General features: G+C 71.9%; 19 protein-coding genes. 10 read left to right on the top strand and 9 right to left on the bottom strand.

What is annotated here, in order from left to right; all coding sequences use genetic code 11:
- Window positions 1–19 precede the first annotated feature (19 nt).
- Window positions 20–994 carry a class 1b ribonucleoside-diphosphate reductase subunit beta gene (gene nrdF / locus P8R59_RS17665; RefSeq protein WP_278102126.1) on the top strand — a complete coding sequence of 325 codons (975 nt, stop codon included), beginning with the start codon at window positions 20–22 and terminating at the stop codon, window positions 992–994.
- Between the two features lie 61 nt (window positions 995–1,055).
- Here the strand turns inward: nrdF and P8R59_RS17660 are convergent, their stop codons facing one another.
- The 4 genes from P8R59_RS17660 to P8R59_RS17645 form a co-directional block, all read right to left on the bottom strand.
- Entirely contained in the window at window positions 1,056–1,232 is a 177-nt protein-coding gene (locus tag P8R59_RS17660) for a YegP family protein (protein WP_278102125.1), read from the bottom strand.
- Between the two features lie 73 nt (window positions 1,233–1,305).
- The gene (locus P8R59_RS17655; RefSeq protein WP_278102124.1) at window positions 1,306–2,232 is read right to left on the bottom strand and encodes a nucleoside hydrolase; all 927 of its coding nucleotides are present in this window, start codon (window positions 2,230–2,232) and stop codon (window positions 1,306–1,308) included.
- A complete protein-coding gene (locus P8R59_RS17650) occupies window positions 2,229–3,074 on the bottom strand; it encodes a PfkB family carbohydrate kinase (protein ID WP_278102123.1) in 846 nt (281 codons plus the stop codon). The genes P8R59_RS17655 and P8R59_RS17650 overlap by 4 nt, the downstream gene beginning before the upstream one ends.
- 17 nt (window positions 3,075–3,091) lie before the next feature.
- Window positions 3,092–4,114, bottom strand: coding sequence for an FUSC family protein (locus tag P8R59_RS17645; RefSeq protein ID WP_278102122.1), 1,023 nt, complete (start codon window positions 4,112–4,114; stop codon window positions 3,092–3,094).
- Window positions 4,115–4,397: 283 nt separating this feature from the next.
- On the opposite strand from P8R59_RS17645, the gene P8R59_RS17640 reads away from it, so the two are divergent.
- Window positions 4,398–4,862, top strand: coding sequence for a DUF3817 domain-containing protein (locus tag P8R59_RS17640; protein WP_278102121.1), 465 nt, complete (start codon window positions 4,398–4,400; stop codon window positions 4,860–4,862).
- A 250-nt stretch (window positions 4,863–5,112) separates the two neighbouring features.
- Here P8R59_RS17640 and P8R59_RS17635 read toward each other — a convergent pair whose 3' ends face one another.
- The 3 genes from P8R59_RS17635 to P8R59_RS17625 form a co-directional block, all read right to left on the bottom strand.
- Window positions 5,113–6,159, bottom strand: a complete 1,047-nt coding sequence (locus P8R59_RS17635; RefSeq protein ID WP_278103855.1) for a class I SAM-dependent methyltransferase — start codon at window positions 6,157–6,159, stop codon at window positions 5,113–5,115.
- 74 nt (window positions 6,160–6,233) lie between these two features.
- Entirely contained in the window at window positions 6,234–6,383 is a 150-nt protein-coding gene (locus tag P8R59_RS17630; protein WP_278102120.1) for a hypothetical protein, read from the bottom strand.
- A gap of 25 nt (window positions 6,384–6,408) precedes the next feature.
- A complete protein-coding gene (locus P8R59_RS17625; protein ID WP_278102119.1) occupies window positions 6,409–7,173 on the bottom strand; it encodes an EI24 domain-containing protein in 765 nt (254 codons plus the stop codon).
- Window positions 7,174–7,230: 57 nt separating this feature from the next.
- Here P8R59_RS17625 and P8R59_RS17620 point away from each other — a divergent pair, with 57 nt between their 5' ends.
- The 6 genes from P8R59_RS17620 to P8R59_RS17595 all read left to right on the top strand — a co-directional run bounded on the left by P8R59_RS17620 (window position 7,231) and on the right by P8R59_RS17595 (window position 13,659).
- Window positions 7,231–8,064, top strand: coding sequence for a hypothetical protein (locus P8R59_RS17620; RefSeq protein ID WP_278102118.1), 834 nt, complete (start codon window positions 7,231–7,233; stop codon window positions 8,062–8,064).
- A 107-nt stretch (window positions 8,065–8,171) separates the two neighbouring features.
- Window positions 8,172–10,700 (top strand): ATP-dependent Clp protease ATP-binding subunit, encoded by a 2,529-nt coding sequence (locus tag P8R59_RS17615; RefSeq protein ID WP_278102117.1) that lies wholly within the window; start codon window positions 8,172–8,174, stop codon window positions 10,698–10,700.
- Between the two features lie 243 nt (window positions 10,701–10,943).
- A complete protein-coding gene (locus P8R59_RS17610) occupies window positions 10,944–11,825 on the top strand; it encodes an LLM class flavin-dependent oxidoreductase (protein WP_077051929.1) in 882 nt (293 codons plus the stop codon).
- On the top strand, window positions 11,822–12,607 hold the full coding sequence (locus P8R59_RS17605; RefSeq protein ID WP_278102116.1) for an LLM class flavin-dependent oxidoreductase: 786 nt from the start codon (window positions 11,822–11,824) through the stop codon (window positions 12,605–12,607). The genes P8R59_RS17610 and P8R59_RS17605 overlap by 4 nt, the downstream gene beginning before the upstream one ends.
- A complete protein-coding gene (locus P8R59_RS17600) occupies window positions 12,604–13,212 on the top strand; it encodes a DUF1349 domain-containing protein (protein WP_278102115.1) in 609 nt (202 codons plus the stop codon). Before P8R59_RS17605 ends, P8R59_RS17600 begins: the two co-directional genes overlap by 4 nt.
- A 42-nt stretch (window positions 13,213–13,254) precedes the next feature.
- On the top strand, window positions 13,255–13,659 hold the full coding sequence (locus P8R59_RS17595; protein ID WP_278102114.1) for a DoxX family protein: 405 nt from the start codon (window positions 13,255–13,257) through the stop codon (window positions 13,657–13,659).
- Between the two features lie 106 nt (window positions 13,660–13,765).
- On the opposite strand, the gene P8R59_RS17590 is transcribed toward P8R59_RS17595, so the two are convergent.
- Window positions 13,766–15,409 carry a RecQ family ATP-dependent DNA helicase gene (locus P8R59_RS17590; RefSeq protein WP_278102113.1) on the bottom strand — a complete coding sequence of 548 codons (1,644 nt, stop codon included), beginning with the start codon at window positions 15,407–15,409 and terminating at the stop codon, window positions 13,766–13,768.
- A 181-nt stretch (window positions 15,410–15,590) separates the two neighbouring features.
- Between P8R59_RS17590 and P8R59_RS17585 the strand changes: the two genes are divergently transcribed.
- Both P8R59_RS17585 and P8R59_RS17580 read left to right on the top strand, forming a co-directional pair.
- On the top strand, window positions 15,591–17,204 hold the full coding sequence (locus P8R59_RS17585) for an ATP-dependent DNA ligase (protein WP_278102112.1): 1,614 nt from the start codon (window positions 15,591–15,593) through the stop codon (window positions 17,202–17,204).
- Window positions 17,201–17,827, top strand: coding sequence for a hypothetical protein (locus tag P8R59_RS17580; protein ID WP_278102111.1), 627 nt, complete (start codon window positions 17,201–17,203; stop codon window positions 17,825–17,827). The genes P8R59_RS17585 and P8R59_RS17580 overlap by 4 nt, the downstream gene beginning before the upstream one ends.
- 122 nt (window positions 17,828–17,949) lie before the next feature.
- Here P8R59_RS17580 and P8R59_RS17575 read toward each other — a convergent pair whose 3' ends face one another.
- Window positions 17,950–18,813: an NYN domain-containing protein gene (locus P8R59_RS17575; RefSeq protein ID WP_077051923.1), complete on the bottom strand. Its 864-nt coding sequence runs from the start codon at window positions 18,811–18,813 to the stop codon at window positions 17,950–17,952.
- Window positions 18,814–18,837 lie beyond the last annotated feature (24 nt).

Raw genomic sequence — 18,837 nt, 5'->3', positions numbered from 1 at the left:
ATTTCTTATTGAGGACACCATGGCTGAGAAGCTGCAGCTGCTGAACCACGTTCAGGCCATCAACTGGAACCGCATCCAGGACGAGAAGGACCTCGAGGTCTGGAACCGTCTCGTCAACAACTTCTGGCTGCCCGAGAAGGTGCCGCTGTCCAACGACATCCAGTCGTGGAACACGCTGACGCCCGACGAGCAGACGCTGACGATGCGGGTCTTCACGGGCCTGACGCTGCTCGACACGATCCAGGGCACCGTGGGCGCGGTCTCGCTCATCCCCGACGCGATCACACCCCACGAGGAGGCGGTGTACACCAACATCGCGTTCATGGAGTCGGTGCACGCCAAGAGCTACTCGTCGATCTTCTCGACGCTGTGCTCGACGAAGGAGATCGACGAGGCGTTCCGCTGGTCGACCGAGAACGAGTTCCTTCAGAAGAAGGCGCACATCGTCATGGACTACTACCGTGGCGACGACCCGCTCAAGCGCAAGGTCGCCTCCACGCTCCTGGAGTCGTTCCTGTTCTACTCGGGCTTCTACCTGCCGATGCACTGGTCGAGCCGCGCGAAGCTCACCAACACCGCCGACCTGATCCGCCTCATCATCCGTGACGAGGCCGTGCACGGCTACTACATCGGCTACAAGTTCCAGCGCGGTCTGGAGCAGGTCGACGAGGCGCGTCGCGAAGAGATCAAGGACTACACGTTCTCGCTGCTGTACGAGCTGTACGACAACGAGGTGCACTACACGCAGAGCCTGTACGACTCGGTGGGCCTCAGCGAAGACGTGAAGAAGTTCCTCCACTACAACGCCAACAAGGCGCTGATGAACCTCGGCTACGAGGCGATGTTCCCGGCGTCGGTGACGAACGTGAACCCGGCGATCCTGTCGGCCCTGTCGCCCAACGCCGACGAGAACCACGACTTCTTCTCGGGTTCGGGTTCGTCGTACGTCATCGGCAAGGCCGAGGCGACGGAAGACGACGACTGGGACTTCTGATCCGGTCATGACGAAGGGCCCCGCGCGAGTGATCGCGTGGGGCCCTTCGTCGTATCGAGGTTCAGGTCAGATCGACCGTCTCCGACCCCGCGTTCGCCTTCACCGAGGCGATGCCGTTCTGCGCGGATGCCTTCGACTCGTAGGCCTCGCTCGATGCGATGACCTGCCCGTTCGAGGCCTTCAGCCGGAAGCGGTACTTGCCCGCCTTGTCGGTGTACAGCTCGTACTTGCCTGCCATGGTTCCTCCCCCGTTGGAGTTCCTGCGAACGAGGACATCATGGCGCTGACGGACGCCTGGCGCAACGAGCTTTTCAGCCCACCCACTCCCGCGCCTCGAGCCGCCCCAGCAGCACCTCGACGGCCGATCCCTCCATGCCGCGCACCCACCGCTGCGTCGACGACGCGCGTGACGACACGGTGCGTCCGCGCTCGCCGCCTGCGAGCCGCACCTCCACCTGCCCCGCGGCGACGCTCACCCCGCGCAGCACGCCCGCCGCGACCATCGCGGCGAGCGGGTCGTGCAGCGCGCAGCGGCGGTCGGGGAAGACGCGGCCCTCGTAGAAGTCGAGGTAGGCCGGCAGCATCGCGGCCAGCGCCTGGGGCACGGCGCCCGGGATCGCTTCGAGGCGCACGAGGTCGGTGGCATCCAGGGTTTGGGTCATCGTGACGTCGAGGGGGACGAGGGTGGTGTCCCAGTCCTGCGCGAAGACGACCGCGGCCGATTCGGGGTCGTTGTGGATGTTCGCCTCGGCCCACGCCGTCACGTTGCCGGAGTGGGCGAACGCTCCGCCCATGACGACGAGCCGGTCGAACGCGGCGACGCCGGGCGTCTCGGCGTAGGCGGCGAGGTTCGTCAGCGGACCGAGGGCCAGGACGGTGAGGTCCGGATGCCGTGCGGCCAGGTGGTCGATCAGCTCGACGGCGGCGCGGGTGTCGGGGGAGCGGTCGGCGGCGGCCCACGCGATCCCGCCGACGCCGTCTTCGCCGTGCACGTGCGGCGCCCCGCCGGCGTAGTCGCGCCCGCGGAAGTGGTGCGCACCGACGGCGACGGGGATGTCGTGGACCCCGGCGAGATCGAATAGCGTCAGGGTGTTGGCGGCGCCGCGGGCGGCATCCGTGTTCCCGGAGACGGTCGTGACGCCGACGATCTCGACCGCGGGCTCGGCCAGCAGGTACGCGAGGGCGAGGGCGTCGTCGATGCCGGTGTCGCAATCGACGAGGATCGGGCGGCGGCTCACGCGGGCACCCCGTAGGTATCGAGGAGACCAAGCGCGGGTTGTGACGCGTCGTCCGCGACGGCGGCGGCTCCGACGGCGCACGCTCGTGCGAGCGCGAGGTCCTGAGCGTCGCCGCGCAGCAGACCGACGACCAAGGCCGCGCAGAACGCGTCGCCGGCGCCGACGGTGTTGCGGACGGTGGTCGAAACCCCCGGTGCGGATGCCACGAGCTCGCCGTGGCGGTACAGCCGTGCGCCCTCGGCTCCGAGCGTCACGCACAGGAGGGGAGCGTCGTGCACCGCGGGGAGCTGGGCGTACTCCGTCTCGTTCACGATCACCAGGTCGGCCCGCTCGAGCACGCCCTCGGGGAGCGGACGCGCGGGAGCGGCGTTGAGGGCGAAGAACCCGGCGGCTTCCGCGGCTGCGGAGATCACGGCGTCCGACACCTCCAACTGCGCGAGCACGGCGGAACCGGGCTCGATCCCGAGGGCGTCGGCGTCGATCGCGGCGTTCGCGCCGGCGCACACGACGATCGAGTTCTCGCCGGTGGCATCCACGACGATCAGGGCGGTGCCCGTGGCGGCGTCGGACGTCTGCACGGTCGACGCGTCGACACCGACGGATGCCAGCTGCTCGCGCACTCCGCGTCCATCGAGGTCGTCGCCCACGGCGCCCACCAGGCGCACCGCGGCTCCGAGGCGCGCGGCTGCGACGGCCTGGTTCGCGCCCTTGCCGCCAGGTCCGCGCTGGAGGACCCCGTCGGCCACGGTCTCGCCGGGGCCGGGTGCGCGCTGAACGCGCGCGGTGAGGTCGACGTTGATCGCGCCGACGACGGTCAGGGCGACGGGGGTGGGTCCCGGCATCCGGGTCTCCTTCGGGGTCAGGCGGTCGAGCGACGCCGCAGCGCGGCCGAAACGATCGCGACGATCGTGCCGACCGCCACGCCGATCACGGTCTCGAGCACGCGGTCACGCAGCAGCATGTCGGGCGTGGCGGGGGAGGCGAGCGAGATCATGAGGAGCGCGAGCGGTGTGATGAACACCATCGCGATGCCGTAGTTGCGGCCGACGAACAGCTCGGCGCCCACCTGCATCGCCACGGCCACGACGAGAATCGCCCACGGGGGCAGCTGCAGCGCCAGCAAGCCCGCGGCAATCAGGACGCCGACGAGGGTGCCGACGAGCCGCTGGGTTCCGCGGATGAGCCGCGCGGTCACGTGGGCGCCCCCGACCGCGGCCACGGCGCCGACCATCGCCCAGTACCAGTGCGTCCCGATGAGCAGGACGCCCGCGATCCCGGCAAGGAGCGCAGCCACCCCGACCGTCGCGGTCATCTCCCACGCGACAGCGCCGATCGGCGGGGATATCCGCTTCGGGCGTCGCCACGACCCGCGTCGCGCGAGCACGAACGCCGTCGTCACGAGCAGGCTCCACACCACGCTGCTCACCCCGACCAGCAGCACCATGCCGAACGTCGCCGCCGTCGCCGGGAAGCTCGCGCACGCTCCCGCGGCGAACACCGTGAAGAGCGCGCCGGGCGGATGCCACTGCGCCCGGTACGCGAAGAGCGTCACGGCCGCGGCGAGCAGGGCGACGACGACCACGCTCGCGAGCGGAGGAGCCGACAGCCCCGACAGCAGCGTCCCGAGCAGCATCGAGAGCACGAGGATGCCGCCCGCGGTGGCCTGCATCCGCACGCGCGTCCGCGGCGGGTCGAGGCGCCCGTACAGCGCCGCGAAAGCCCCGAACGAGGCGTAGACGCTGAGGTCCAGTCGGCCGATCAGCAGCAGCACGAGCAGGGGGACGCCGACGCTCAGGGCGGCACGGGCTGCGACGCGGTGATCCCCGCGGTGCGGGCCGATGCGGATGACCCCGGTCCACACGCGTCCCCGGGATTCCGCCACCCGACCAGCCTACGCGGCGGGGGCGGAGGTCAAGGCCCTGGCATCCGTCCGCCGCTGTGGTGGGGTGGAGCCATGGATGCCGACCGCGACCTGCCGCCCATCGATCCCGGCCCCGAGCCCGACACGTCCACCGCGGCCCAGGGTGAGAAGTCGGATCCGACGCTGGACCACGACGACGAACCGATCGAGTGAGTGCGGGCTGCCTCGACGTCGAACAGTGCGGCGGGTGCGCGCCGGGGCCTTTCCGTAGGGTGGGAAGCCCCGCACCCGAACGAGGAGAGACGTGTTCCGCACGCCCCTGACCCTGTTTCGCACACTCGCGATCGCCGAGGCCATCTCGTGGACCCTGCTGATCGCTGGTCTCATCCTCCGCGCCACCGCCGACCTGTCGATCGCGGTGACGATCGGAGGTGGCATCCACGGGTTCGTCTTCCTCGCGTACGGGGCGACCGCGGTGCTCGTCGCGCTGAATCAGCGTTGGGGCGTCGGGCCGGCGGCTGTCGCGATCGTCAGCGCCGTGATCCCGTACGCCACCGTGCCGACCGAGCTGTGGCTGCACCGCACCGGACGGCTGCGCGGAGCGTGGCGGCTCGACGCGGGCGACGACCCGCGCGACCAGCGGCCTCTCGACCGGCTGCTGCGGTTCTTCCTGCGGCGGCCCTGGGTGCTCGGCATCCTGATCGCGGTCGTCGTCGCGCTCATCTTCGCCGTGCTGCTGGTCGTCGGCCCGCCGGGTGGCAAGAGCTGAGGGATTGTCGCGGCGGCAGTGGCTGCTGCTGCCGGCTGCTGCCGGACCATGTCCCAGTTGCGGTGGTTCTGGGCTGCGGAGACCGACGGTTTGTGGGACGCGCGCCGTCGGAAGTGGGACGAGGGGTGTCGCGGGCGCCGCTGAGGTGCTGCGGCGGTGGGACCGTGTCCCCGTTTCGGTGGTTCTGGGCTGCGGAGACCGACGGTTTGTGGGACGCGCGCCGTCGGAAGTGGGACGAGAGGCCTGAGGGTCAGCGCCGCGTCGAGACGGTGACCGTGAACTTGCGGTCGCGCGCGACCTGACGGGTCGGACCGACGAGGCGCTCGAGCGCGGGACGGTACTGCAGCGCGGAGTTCCACACGACCCACAGCTCTCCGCCGGGCGCGAGCACGCGCGCCGCGTCGGCGAACATCCGCGGCGCGACGCCCTCGGTGATCGCACCTCCGGTGTGGAACGGCGGGTTCAGCGCGATGAGCGACGCGCTCGCGTCGGGCCGCGAAGCGAGCAGGTCGTCGCGCACGACCTCGACCCGGTCGGCGACCCCGTTGGCCGCGGCCGTCGCGCGGGCGGACGCCGCCGCGATCGCGGACTGATCCGTGGCGATGACCCGGACCGACGGATGCCGCAGCGTCCACGCCGCGGCCACGACGCCGGTGCCGCAGGCGAAGTCGATCGCGCCGTCGACGGGGTCGGGGAGGTGCGCGAGGAGGAGGCGCGTGCCGATGTCGATCGACGCTCCGGCGAAGACGCCGCCGAAGGCGCGCACCTCGAGGCCGTCGACGGTCGCGGCCTCCGGCTGCGGCTCGGCGCCGTCATGCGGACCGCGGGCGACGAGCACGCGCGACTTCTGCCGCGCGTGCGTGACGTCGACGCGCGTGAAGTGCTCGCGCAGCACGTCGTTCATCGTGGGCGTCATGTACTTCAGCCGCCCGCCGGCGAACACCACGACGTCGGGGTGCGCGTACGCGGCGATGAGCCCGGCGATGTCGTGGAGCGCGCGCAGGGCGCGGGGGAGACGGAGCAGGACGACGCGCGCGTCGCGGACGAGCTCGGCATCCAGGTCGTGGTGCGTGAAGGTTCCGTCGAGCCCGGCGCGGTCGGCGTTGGCGGACAGCGCCTGCTCACCGGTCAGGGCGTCCTGATGAACGCGGATGCCACGCGCCCCGGGCGCGGCTGCGCCGAGGGTGAGGGCGCCGTACGCATCGTCGATGACGACGAGTCCGCCGTCGGGGATGTCCGCCCGCGCGGCGGCGGATTCGTCGAGGATCAGGCGGTCGGCGGCATCCACCGCCACCAGATCGGGACCCTCGAGGTCGGGCCAGCGGCGCAGGTCGTCGAGAGAGAAGGGCGCCGAGGCGTCGTGGGCGGCGATTACCGGGTGCCGAAGTGGAAGGGCAGCGCCAGCGACGCGGCGACCAGCAGGATGCCGAGGGCGAAGACCAGCGCGGGGACGGCGGTCGAGAACGACAGACCGAACAGCAGCATGCCGCCGACGAACAGGATGAGCGAGACGATGAACATAGGGGATCCCTTCGGTCGCTCCAGGCTATCGTGCCGCGTCGGGCGTCCGGTGCGCCGGGGTCGGCGTCTCGCGGAGAGCCGCGTGCGTCCAGAGCGTGCTCCCGGCCACCGCGGCCGGCATCACCGCGACCGCGCCCAGCGGGACGAGGAAGCACAGCTGCGTCGCGACACCGAAGCCGAGGGCCCGCGCGCGGTTCTCGCGCAGCACCGCCCGGCGTGCCCGGCGATCCAGCCCCCGGGCGGAAAGGGCGCGGGAAGTCAGCTCGTCGGCGAGGAGCCAGCCGGTGAGCAGCACGCCGACGACGAACCCGAGGACCCCGCCGACGAAGGGGATGAGGCCGAGGAGCCATGCGGCGAGCGCCGCGAACGCGCCGCGCACGATGAGGCGCACCGCGTCTCCGGCGGCGCGCCAGAAGCCGTAGTCGGCATCCGGGACCTTGCCGGTGGCGGTGAGCTCGGTGGCGCGCCAGATGCGGTCGTAGAAGGGTTCGCCGACCGCGAGGGTGACGGCGGTGAACGACACGATCGCGAGGAACGCGGCCGCCCCGAAGGAGGCGACGGCGATCGCGGTGCGCAGGACGGTGGCCCACAGCGGATCCCAGGTGTTCGCGAAGGGGGTCCAGTCGTCCACGACCTCGCCGAGGAGGATGCCCCAGCCGACGAGCGCCGCGCCGAAGACGAGGCCGACGAGGAAGCCGGGGATGAGGCCGAGCGCCATCGCACCGGGGGAGCGGCGCCACTGGCCGAGGCCGCGGAGGAGCATCCGGGCGCCCTGGAGGAACTCGCGCATCCGGGCATTCTCGCAGAGGTGCCGGGGAACGTCGGGGGCCGCTGTCAAGATGTGCGCATGCGCATCCGCACCACTTCGACTCAGCGCACCTACCGGTACGTGCGCCTGACGATCCTCGCGGCGACGCTGCTGCTGGCCGTCGCGGTCGCGGTGGAGCAGATCACGGGCGGGTCGTTGCCGTCGCTCAGCGCGGCGTACTACACCCCGGCGGGACCGATGTTCGTGGCGGGGCTCTTCGTGGTGGCGGCGGCGTTCGTCGCGCTCTCGGGGCACAGCGTCGAACAGGGGCTGCTCGACGTCGCCGCGGTCCTGGCGCTCGTGATTGCGGTCGTCCCCACGACCGTCGAGGCCGAGGCGTGTGGGGAGGCCGTGCGGTGCGTCCCGCCCGCGGTCCTCCCCGCCATGCTCAACAACGGCGTGAGCGTGGCATCCGTGGTGCTCGTCGGGGTGGTCGCGGGGGTCGTGCTGTCGATCGTGCAGGGGACGATGTCGCGCGGGGCCGCCCTCACCGCGGCGGCGGTGGGGGTCGTGGTCCTGGGGCTCGGGACGTGCGCGCTCGTCGCACCCGGAGCGTTCCTCCTCTTCGCGCACAACACCGCCGCGGTGGGCTTCTTCCTCCTCATCGGCGCGGTGGCCGCGATCGCGGCGTGGCGACCGCAACGCGCGCCGGAGCGCTTCCGTCCCGCGTACGCGGCGGTGGCACTCGGCATCCTGATCGCCCTCGCCGGGCTCGCCGCGGCGCTCGTGCTCGCCATCGCGGGAGGGGACGTCACGCGTCCCGTGCCGTGGGTGTTCCTGGGGGAGTCGCTGGCGCTCGTGCTGTTCGCGGTCTTCTGGCTGCTGCAGACGGCGGAGCTGTGGAACGAGCCCGATCCGCGGCTTCGCGCGTGAGGGGCAGGAGCCGGGAATATCCTCGGAGCCCGTCCGTTGAACTTGATACGCAGCCACTCAAGTCGCAAACTTGAGTCGACTCCACTCACGTATCACAGGAGACGGAATTGCCCGAAGATGTCACCCCCGGCGCCGGGGACAACGGTGCCCAGTCGTTCGACGAGTTCCTCGCGCGCTACCTCGCCGGTGAGCGGGCGCGCGCCGAGCGTTCGATCGACCTCAGCCGGTTCCTGAGCGCCCGCACGCAAGAGGCGCTCCAGGACGCCGGTCGCTACGCGCTCGCCCGCGGTCAGCACGAGCTCGACGCTCTGCACGTCCTGCACGTGCTCGTCGGGCAGTCGCCCGCGCGCGAAGCCGTCGCCCGACTCGGTGCCGACCCCGCCGCGATCGCCCGCGCCGCCGAGAGCCGCCTGCCGGCCGCCGGTCCCGCCGCCGACGTCGACGGCGCCGTCGTGGCGGGATCGGTCCAGCGCGCGCTGTTCCACGCCTTCCAGGTGGCCCGGGCCGCGGGATCCACGTACGTCGACCCCGACCACCTCTTCTTCGCGCTGGTGCTGGCGCAGGACGCCCCCGCCGGGCAGATCCTCGCGCAGGCCGGCGTCACCGCCGAGGCCCTGACCCAGGGCGTGCGCGAGACCGTCGTCGGCGGCGAGCAGACCGCGGCGCCGGAGGAGACGGCATCCACGACCCCGAACCTCGACCGCTTCGGCACCGACCTCACCGCGCTCGCCGCGGCCGGCCGCCTCGACCCCGTGATCGGACGCGCCGACGAGATCGAGCAGACCATCGAGATCCTCAGCCGCCGCACGAAGAACAACCCCGTGCTGATCGGTGAGGCCGGCGTCGGAAAGACCGCCGTCGTCGAGGGTCTCGCCCGCGCGATCGTCGCCGGAGAGGTGCCCGAGCAGCTCCGCGAGACGCGCGTGGTGTCGATCGACCTGGCCGCGATGCTCGCCGGCGCCCGCTACCGCGGCGACTTCGAAGAGCGTCTGACGCAGACGATGGACGAGATCGCCGCGCAGTCCGGCGCTCTCGTCGTCTTCATCGACGAGGTCCACACGATCGTGGGCGCCGGCGCCGGGGGCGAAGGGGCGATGGATGCCGGGAGCATCCTGAAGCCGCGCCTCGCCCGGGGCGAGCTGCACCTGATCGGGGCGACGACGCTCAAGGAGTACCGCACGATCGAGAAGGACCCCGCCCTCGAACGGCGCCTGCAGCCCGTGCGCGTCGGCGAGCCGTCGATCACGGATGCCGTCGAGATCCTGCGGGGTCTGCGCTCCGCGTACGAGGAGCACCACGCCGTGACCTACACGGACGCTGCCCTCCGCGCCGCGGTGGAGCTCGGCGACCGCTACCTGCCCGATCGCGTGCTGCCCGACAAGGCCATCGACCTCATCGACCAGGCAGGGGCGCGGCTGCGCCTGCGCCTCGGCGTCACCGTCGACACCACCGCGCTGGTGGAGCGTCTGGCGACCCTCGAGGCCGACAAGAACGCCGCCGTCTCGGCCGAGCACTACGAGGAGGCCTCGCGCATCCGCGACGAGATCGCCGCGGTGCAGGAGCGGTTGGCGTCCGCGACGTCCGCCCCGCGCCCCGACGCGGTGGTCGACGAGCCCGAAATCGCCGCGGTGATCAGCCGGTCGACCGGCATCCCGGTCTCGCGCCTGACCGCGGGTGAGCGCGGACGTCTCGCCGAGCTCGAGACCGAGCTGCACGCCCGAGTGATCGGCCAGGATGCCGCGGTCACGGCGGTCGCCAAGGCCGTGCGCCGGAACCGCACCGGGATGGGCGACGAGAACCGACCGGTCGGATCTTTCCTGTTCCTCGGACCCACGGGTGTCGGCAAGACCGAACTGGCGAAGGCCCTGGCCGGCTCGCTGTTCGACGACGACGCCTCGGTCATCCGCTTCGACATGAGCGAGTTCGGCGAACGGCACACCGTGTCGCGGCTCATCGGTGCCCCTCCGGGATACGTCGGCTACGACGAGGCCGGGCAGCTCACCGAGCGCGTACGCCGGAACCCGTACTCCGTCGTGCTGTTCGACGAGATCGAGAAGGCCCACCCCGACGTCTTCACGCTGCTGCTGCAGGTGCTCGACGACGGGCGCCTGACCGACGGCCAGGGGCGCACGGTCGACTTCCGCAACACCGTCATCGTGATGACGTCAAACCTCGGCAGCGAGTACCTGGCATCCCGTTCGGGAGCCATCGGATTCACCACCGCCGGACGCGACTTCGCCGACGACGACCTGCGCGACCGGGTCATGGGCAAGCTCCGCGAGGCGATGCGGCCCGAGTTCCTCAACCGCATCGACGACATCGTGATGTTCCGCAAGCTCGAGAAGGCGCAGCTGCGCGACATCGTCCGCCTGCTGCTGGAGCGCACGTCGAAGCGGCTCGCATCGCGCGAAGTCACCATCGAGGTGACGGATGCCGCCGTCGACCGGCTCGCCGACGTCGGGTACGAGCCCGAGTACGGCGCGCGGCCGCTCCGCCGGGTCATCCAGCGTGAGATCGACGACCGCATCGCCGACCTGTTCGTCGCCGGTGACCTGGCCGACGGGGGAGCGGTGTCCGTGGATGCCACGGCATCCGGCTTCGTCGTGCGGGCCGCCGTGGAGGCGCTCGCCGCGTAAGGCCGGCGTCGGGCCCTCGGAACTCTCGGGTTCCGGGGGCCCTCGTCGTGCCGGGGTCGGCCTTGGTGCGTGCCGGATGCGTGCCGGACTCCGGAGTTTCGTGGCACTTTCGGCCCCTGGCCGCGGCGTGGAAGCTGCGGCGCCGAGTTTCTCCGGAGTTCGGCACGCGCCGGGACGGGTGCCCTGAGCGCCCGCGTTGCCGCGCCCCTGCCAGATGTCGGTGGGGCACGGCAGAGTAGGGGCATGAGTCGTATCGGCACGATCTTCAGCCCCTACCCGCACCCGCCCGAGGAACTGCGCGAGGCCGCGCGGGTCGCCGAGGGCGAGGGGGTGCCCGAGCTGTGGCTGTGGGAGGACTGCTTCCGCTCGTCGGCGTGGGCCGCCGCGACCGCCGCGCTCGCCGCCACCGACCACCTGCGCGTGGGCGTGGGCATCGCGCCGTTCCCGCTCCGCAACGTGGCGGCGTCCGCGATGGAGGTCGCCACGATCGAGCGCATGTTCCCCGGACGACTTCTGCCCGGCTTCGGCCACGGCGTGCAGGACTGGATGCGGCAGGTCGGGGCGAAGGCCGCCTCGCCGCTGACCCTCATGCAGGAGCAGCTGCCGGCCCTCCGTGGGCTCCTGGCCGGCGACACCGTCAGCGCCGAAGGCCGGTACGTGCGGCTGCGCGACGTGGCGCTCGACTGGCCGCCGGTGGTCGCGCCCCGGGTGTACGCCGCGGCAGAGGGGCCCAAGACGCTGCACCTCGCCGGGGCGGTGGCCGACGGCGTCATCCTCGACAGCCGGCACACGGTCGATGAGATCGCCGAGGCCGTCCGCACGGTCCGCGCCGGGTGGGCCGAGGCGGGGCGCGACGGCAGTCCCGACATCGTGGCCTACGTCCTCACCGCGTTCGGGCCGGGTGCGGCCGAGCGCGTCGGCGCCGTGCTGAAAGACCGACCGGATGCCGCCGACCGGGCACTCGCGGGATCCGTCGGCGACGTCGCCGAGGGCGTCGCGCGCTTCCAGGCCGCCGGTGTCGACGACGTCGTCCTGCTGCCGACCGACGACGTCGATCTGCACGTGTTCTTCTCGGCCGTCGGACAGGTCGCCGTCGAGGTGCCCGCCGCGGGGGGCGTCTCGTGAGCCGCGGTGTCGTCTCGATCGGTCTCGCCGGCTCGCTCGGACCCGACGCCGTCGCCGGGATCGCGCCCGCCGTCGAGGCCGCGGGGTTCCACACCCTCTGGATCAACGACACCCCCGACGGCGATGCACTCGCGGCGCTCGCCGCGGCCGCCCGCGTCACGAAGACGCTCCGCCTGGCCACGGGCGTCGTGCCCGTGGACCGTCGATCCGCCACCGAGATCGCCGCGGAGGTGGCATCCCTCGCGCTCCCGCGGGACCGGCTGACCCTCGGCATCGGCTCGGGCATGGCGAAGGAGGGCGCCCTCGCCCGCGTGCGCGAGGCGATCGCGGTGCTACACGGAGCGGGGATCCCGCGGGTTCTCGTCGGCGCACTCGGACCCAAGATGCGCCGTCTCGGTGCCGACGAGGCTGAGGGCGTGCTGCTGAACTGGGTGCCGCCCACCGAGGCCGCAGCCCAGGCCGAGGCGCTCGGGCCCGACGCGTATGTCGCGGTGTACGTGCGCACGGCGATCGTCGACGCTGCGCGAGCCAGGCTCGACGCCGAGACCGCGCGGTACGCGTCGTTCCCGAACTACGCCGCGAATTTCGCCCGGATGGGGGTGGATGCCGCCGACACGACGATCCGCGACGCCAGCGAGCTCGCGGGAGCACTCGAGGCGTACACCGCCGCGGTCGACGAGGTGGTGCTGCGGGCGATCGTCCCCGACGACACCGTCGAGGCCTACATCGACTTCGTGCGGCGCACGGGGCCGACGCAGGCGAGTGCGAGCGTGAGCGCATGATCCCCTCGCTGCCCGGTCTCCCGTCGCTGCACTGGACGGGTGCCGACGGTGAGGCGTCCGTCGACGACGCGTCCGGCGCCCTCACGCTGCGGGCGGCTCGCGGCGTCGACTGGACCAATGACTCCACGGGAGGTCCGTGGCAACACGCCGCGACGGCGCTCGCCTTCCCCGCTCCGGAGGGGGACTTCGTCCTCTCCGCGCGGGTGCGCGTCCTCGGCGCGCGCTCGACGTTCGATGCGGGAGCGCTCGCGCTGTGGTCTGGTGTCGATCGTTGGGCGAAGCTCTGCAACGAGAACTCCCCACAGGGGGAGCCGATGGTCGTCAGTGTCGTGACCAACGGCTTCTCCGACGATGCGAACGGGCCCCTCATCCCCGGGGATGCCGTGTTCCTCCGGATCGCTCGCGTGGGCGCCGCCTACGCGTTCCACTTCTCGGTCGACGGAGCGGCGTGGCACTTCGTCCGACTGTTCCGCCTGGACGCCGACCCGTCGAGCATCTCGCTGGGATTTCTCGCCCAGGCGCCGATGGGGGACGACGCGACGGCGGTGTTCGACGGCATCGACTTCGCGCGTCGATCGCTGACCGACCTTCGAGATCTCACGTGAGCCCGACCGCACGCCGCACCGCGCCGGTGGCAGACTGACCGGATGCCACGACGTCGAGGTGCCCCCGTCCGTTCCGTCGCGCGCGGTGCGCTGGCCGCCCTGCTCATCGCCGCGGGAGTCAGCCACGTGACCTGGGGGCGTCGCGGATACCGCATCGTCGTCCCGGACTGGGCGACGCGGGTGCTGCACACCGACAAGGACGCGATCGTGGTGGCATCCGGGGCGGCCGAGGTGCTGCTCGGCGTCGGGCTCGTCGCGCTGCCCCGGGAACGTGGGCGCATCGGTGCCGCGGTCGCGGCGTTCTTCGTCGCCGTGTTCCCCGGCAACGTGCACCAGTGGCGCACCGGACGGTCGGCGCCGGGGTTGAGCACCGACCGGGCGCGGTTCGTGCGGCTGTTCCTGCAGGTGCCGCTTATCGCGTGGGCGTGGTGGTCGACGCGCGAGTGACCCTCTCGTCCTGGTTTTGGGGCGTGATTCGCGCTTCGGGGCGGAGTATTCCGCGCCCCAATGCGCGAAATACGCCCCAAACCGCCGCAGACGGCGCCGCGGAACGCTACGCGGCGTCGCCGAGCTCCAGGATGCCGCGGTCGAAGGCGGCCCGGGCGAGCACCTTGTAGCCGTGGTCGGGGAAGAACACCGTGAGGCGGTCGGCCTCGACGGCCATCACCGTGCCCGTTCCCCACTCGTGGTGGTCGACGGTGGAGTCGACCCGGAGCTCGTCCGGCTCGGCGTTCGCGGAGGCGACGGGCGCGGCGTCGACGACGTCGCACCGATCGCATGTGCGGCAGTGCTCGGCCGCCTCGACGCCGAAGTACTCGAGCAGGGCACGCCGGCGGCAGCGGACGGTCTCCGCGTACCCGCGCATGATCTCGATGCGCGAGGCGCGGATGCGTTCCTCGGACGCGTCGCGTTCCCGCACGGCGGCCACGGCGTCCCCCGCGGAGACGGTGGAGGTCGGGGAGATCCCGTCGGGACCGGACTCCGCCAGTCCGCTCGCGACGAGCTGCGTGAGGACGCGGCCGATCGCACGGGTCGAGCGACCGCTCTGCTCAGCGACGTCCTTCGCCCGCAGAGGGATCTCGCTTCGACGGAGCACGTCCCACACCCCGGCGATGTCGGAGCGGCGGCTGTGTCCCCCCGCGAAGAACGACCGCAACGAGAAGTCTTCGGCGCGGTAGTGCAGCACGGCGCGCGCCGGCTGTCCGTCCCGAGCGGCGCGACCGATCTCCTGGGCGTAGGAGTCGAGCGACTCGGTGACATCAGCGTGCACGACGCACCGGACGTCGGCCTTGTCGACGCCCATCCCGAACGCGGACGTCGCCACGACGACGTCCAGCTCGCCCGCGCTCCAGGCCGCATGCACCTCGTCGCGCCGCTTCTGCGCCATCCCCCCGTGGTACGGCGCGGCGCGGCGCCCGCGGGAAACCAGTTCGTCGGCGTAGGCGTCGGTCTCTTTGCGGGTCGCGACGTAGAGGAGCGTGGCGCCCTCGGCATCCATGACCTCGTCGAGAACCGCACGACGCTTGTCGGCGTCGTGCTCGTGCCGACGAACCGACAGGTGGATCTCCGGACGGTCCATGCCGCGCACCTCGAGATGCGGGTCGCGCATGCCCAGGCTCGCGACGATGTCGTCCCGGACCGGACCGGATGCCGTCGCCGTCAGCGCCAGGACGGGAGGGTGGCCGAGGGCCTCGACGGCGTCTCCGATGCGGGCGTACTCGGGGCGGAAGTCGAACCCCCAGGCCGACACGCAATGCGCTTCGTCGACGACGACCAGGCGCACGTCGGCGCGTTTCAGACGGTCGAAGACGTCGGGGTTGGCGAGCTGCTCCGGGGCGAGGAACGCGTACACCGGCTCGCCGCTCTCGATCGCGGCCCAGGCCGCTCCCCGTCCGCGCGCTCCCGTGCGCGAATTCAGCGCGACGGCGGCGGGGGCGTCGGGCGCCGCGTCGATCGACGCGATCTGGTCGCGTTGGAGGGCGAGCAACGGGGAGATGACGACCGTGACGCCGCCGAGTTCGCATCCTGCGATCTGGTAGACCGCGGATTTCCCCGCGCCGGTGGGGAAGACGACGAGGGTGTCGCGACCGCCGACGACGGCGTCGATCGCCTCGGCCTGTCCCGGCAGCAGCGCGTCCCACCCGAAGGCCTCGCGGGCGGTGCGGGCGGACTGTTCGGCGGTGGCGGGAGCGTTCACGGGACCTCGTTCCTGGGGGAGGAGACCAGCACACGCCACCGCTCCGTCGCCTTCGTGGGGGTTGCGGAGCGACGCGGGGTGTGATCCGCGGGGAGGGGTCGCCGTGATCGCCTCGGTGGCAGCCGGACGCGTTGCGCGCAAGCCGACCGGGAATGTCGGAGGGGGATGCCAGGATGCCCCCATGCTCCTTGGTGAACTGCAGGCCGCGCTGACGACCGTGGCCGCCACCCGCTCGCGGCTCGTCAAGGTCGACGCCCTCGCCGACCTGCTCCGCGGGCTGGCGCCGGACGAGATCCTGCCCGCGATCGGATTGCTGACCGCGGCACCACGACAGGGCCGTCTCGGCATCGGCTGGCGCACGCTGGTCGCGCGGGACGGCGACCACGCGGAGACCTCCGAGCTCACCGTCGCCGACGTCGACGCGGCGTTCTCGCGGCTGGCCGCGATCTCCGGCAGCGGTTCCGCGGCGGCGCGCATCACGGTCCTCGACGACCTGTCGCGCCGGGCGACCCCCGACGAGTGGGATCTCCTGGTGCGCGTCATGACCGGCGAACTGCGGACGGGCGCGCTCGAGGGCGTGCTCCTCGACGCGGTGGCCCGGGCGTCCGACCGCGACGGCGCGGTCGTCCGCCGCGCCGCGATGCTGTCGGGCGACCTCGGCGCGACGGCGGAGGTGGCGCTCACCGGATCGGCGGAGGAGCTGGCATCCGTGGGACTCGTCGTGGGTCGAGGCGTGCAGCCGATGCTCGCCTCCACGGCGACGTCGGTGCAGGAGGCGCTGGCGGTCGCCGGTCTCGCCTCGGTCGAGTACAAGCTCGACGGAGCGCGGGTGCAGGTGCATCGTCACGGCGACGACGTGCGGGTGTTCACGCGGACCCTGGCCGACGTCACGCACCGGGTGCCCGAGATCGTCGAGGTCGTGCGGGCTCTCCCCGTGACCGACGTCATCCTCGACGGCGAGACGCTGTCGCTTGACGACGACGGCGCGCCACGGCCGTTCCAAGACACGATGGCGCGATTCGGGGCAGAGACCGCCCGCGAGATCGCGCTCCGGCCGTGGTTCTTCGACCTCCTCCACCTCGACGGTCGCGATCTGATCGACGAGCCGCTGTCGGAGCGACGAGCCGAGCTCGAACGGATCGCCCCCGACCTGCGGATCCCCTCGATCGTCACCGATGATCCGGATGCCGCCGACGCCTTCTCCCGGGCGGCGCTGCGGGCGGGTCACGAGGGCGTTATGGTCAAGGGCGTCGACGCGCCGTATACGGCGGGGCGCCGGGGCAAGAGCTGGCTGAAGGTCAAGCCCGTGCACACCTTCGACCTCGTCGTGCTCGGCGTCGAGCGCGGGTCGGGGCGCCGCTCGGGCTGGCTCTCGAACCTGCACCTCGGAGCGCTCGACCCCCGCGGAGTGTTCGGCGACCCCGGTGGCTTCGTGATGGTCGGCAAGACCTTCAAGGGACTCACCGACGAACTGCTGGGCTGGCAGACCGCGCACTTCTCCGAGCGCGAGATCGGGGTGGTGCCCGGTGGCATCCGGGTGACTCCCGACACGGTGGTCGAGATCGCGATCGACGGCGTGCAGCGGTCGACCCGATATCCCGGCGGGGTCGCCCTGCGCTTCGCCCGCGTCAAGGGCTACCGCCCCGACAAGCCGGTGGCGGAGGCCGACACGATCGATACGCTCCGATCGCTCCTCCCGGGCGCGACCGGCTCGCCCGCGTCGGATCCGGAAGACACCCCGTCCGGGCTCGGAGCCGAGACCGACGGCGAACCCGAGGAAGGGACGACCCGATGAGCCGTGTGCCGTGGTTGGACGGAGAGCTCGAGTACCGCAGCTTCGGAACCCCCGGAGCACCCCGGGCGGTCGTGGTGCTGCGCACCGGTGACGTGTCGACCATCGACCCCGATGTGCGCGTGACGTCGGGTTTCGATGTGCGCATCGTCGCCGTGGGTCTGGACGCCCCCGAACTGGAGGATCCGCCCGCGTTCGGCGGTCAGACGCCGGCCGGGCTCACTCTCGACGCCCTGCGGGGGCTGCTCGAGCGCGAGATCCCCGGGACGGCGGTCGGGCTCGTCGGCGAACGGTCGGCCGGCCCGATCGCACTGCACCTCGCCGCGGCGATGGGTGCCGTCGTCGACCGGCTCGCGATCGTCGGAGTGGAGAGTCCGACCGATCCTCTGAGTCGTGACCTGCATACGCCTCTGCTCGACGACGTGGTGGCCGACACGCTCGTGGTGGTCGGCGGGGAAGGTCCGGCAGGTCTGCACGATGCCGAGTGGTACTCGCGGCGGATCCCGTCGGCGCGGGTCGAAGTGATCGACGCCGATGAGCTCGACACCATCAACGGCCACATCACCCTGTCGGCCGTGTGGGCGAGCGTCCTCGCGCACGTGGCACCGGGCGCGGAGCGCCGCTGACCGTCGCCGCGGCTGGGGGCTCGCCGCGGGAGCTCGCCGCTCGGGCTCGCCGCGCGCGACCTCGGGCCGCGCGGGGACCCCGGCACCTCGTGCCCGGGGGCAGTGATGTGCCGCGCGCCCCGTCAGGCCGCGCGGGTGACCGCGCGCACCTGCACGATGTTGGAATCCTCGTCGACTTCGACCTGGTCGGTCTGAGCCTTCAGGAAATCCGAGAAGCTGCGGAACCCCAGGGCCTTCTCGCTGAACGACGGGTCGAGACGCTTCATGAGGTCCTTGACCGCCGAGGCGTGCAGCCACTCGCCGTCCGCGCGTTCGCCCTCGAGCTGCATCGCGCGCTCGAGCAGGTTGACCGCCGGGTCCTGCGACCGCTTGCGTGCGCGGGGCCGCGAGGGGGCGGCATCCTTCTTGGTGTCTGCCAGCTTCGGGATGCCGGGCAGCCCGTCGTAGTTGTCGAACCGGTCGCACGCGGAGGCGAGCGACTTCGCCGTCGAGCCCGCGACCCCCACACCCACGACGTAACGTCCGAGCCGCTTGCACCGCTGCGCGAGGGGGACGTAGTCGCTGTCGCCGGCGACGATGACCACGTGCGACAGGTCGGGGAGGCGGAACATGTCTTCAACGGCATCCACCGCGAGTCGGATGTCGGCGCCGTTCTTGGCGTATGCCGCTGCGGGAAACAACTGCACGAGGTCGACCGCGCGGGCGACCAGCTGCGAGCGGTATTCGGCGTTCACCGGGGCCGACCAGTCGGCGTACGCGCGGGTCAGCACGAGCGTGCCGAAAGACGCGGCGTAATCGATGATCGCTCCGACGTCGATGGTCGCCTTCGTCAGCCGCTCGGCGATCTCGGGCTCGATCGGGTTCTCGGCGATCTTCTGCCGATCGCGCGAGTACGCGTTGCGCCCGTGGACGCGGTCGTACCAGGACATGACGATGTTGTCGAAATCGAGGTAGACGGCGACACGGGCGTTCTGAGGATCCGGCATGCGTCCAGTCTCTCCCGCGAGGCG

The sequence above is a fragment of the Microbacterium proteolyticum genome (assembly GCF_029639405.1).
Taxonomy (GTDB): Bacteria; Actinomycetota; Actinomycetes; order Actinomycetales; family Microbacteriaceae; genus Microbacterium.
This window is presented reverse-complemented; position numbering and strand designations above follow the sequence as displayed.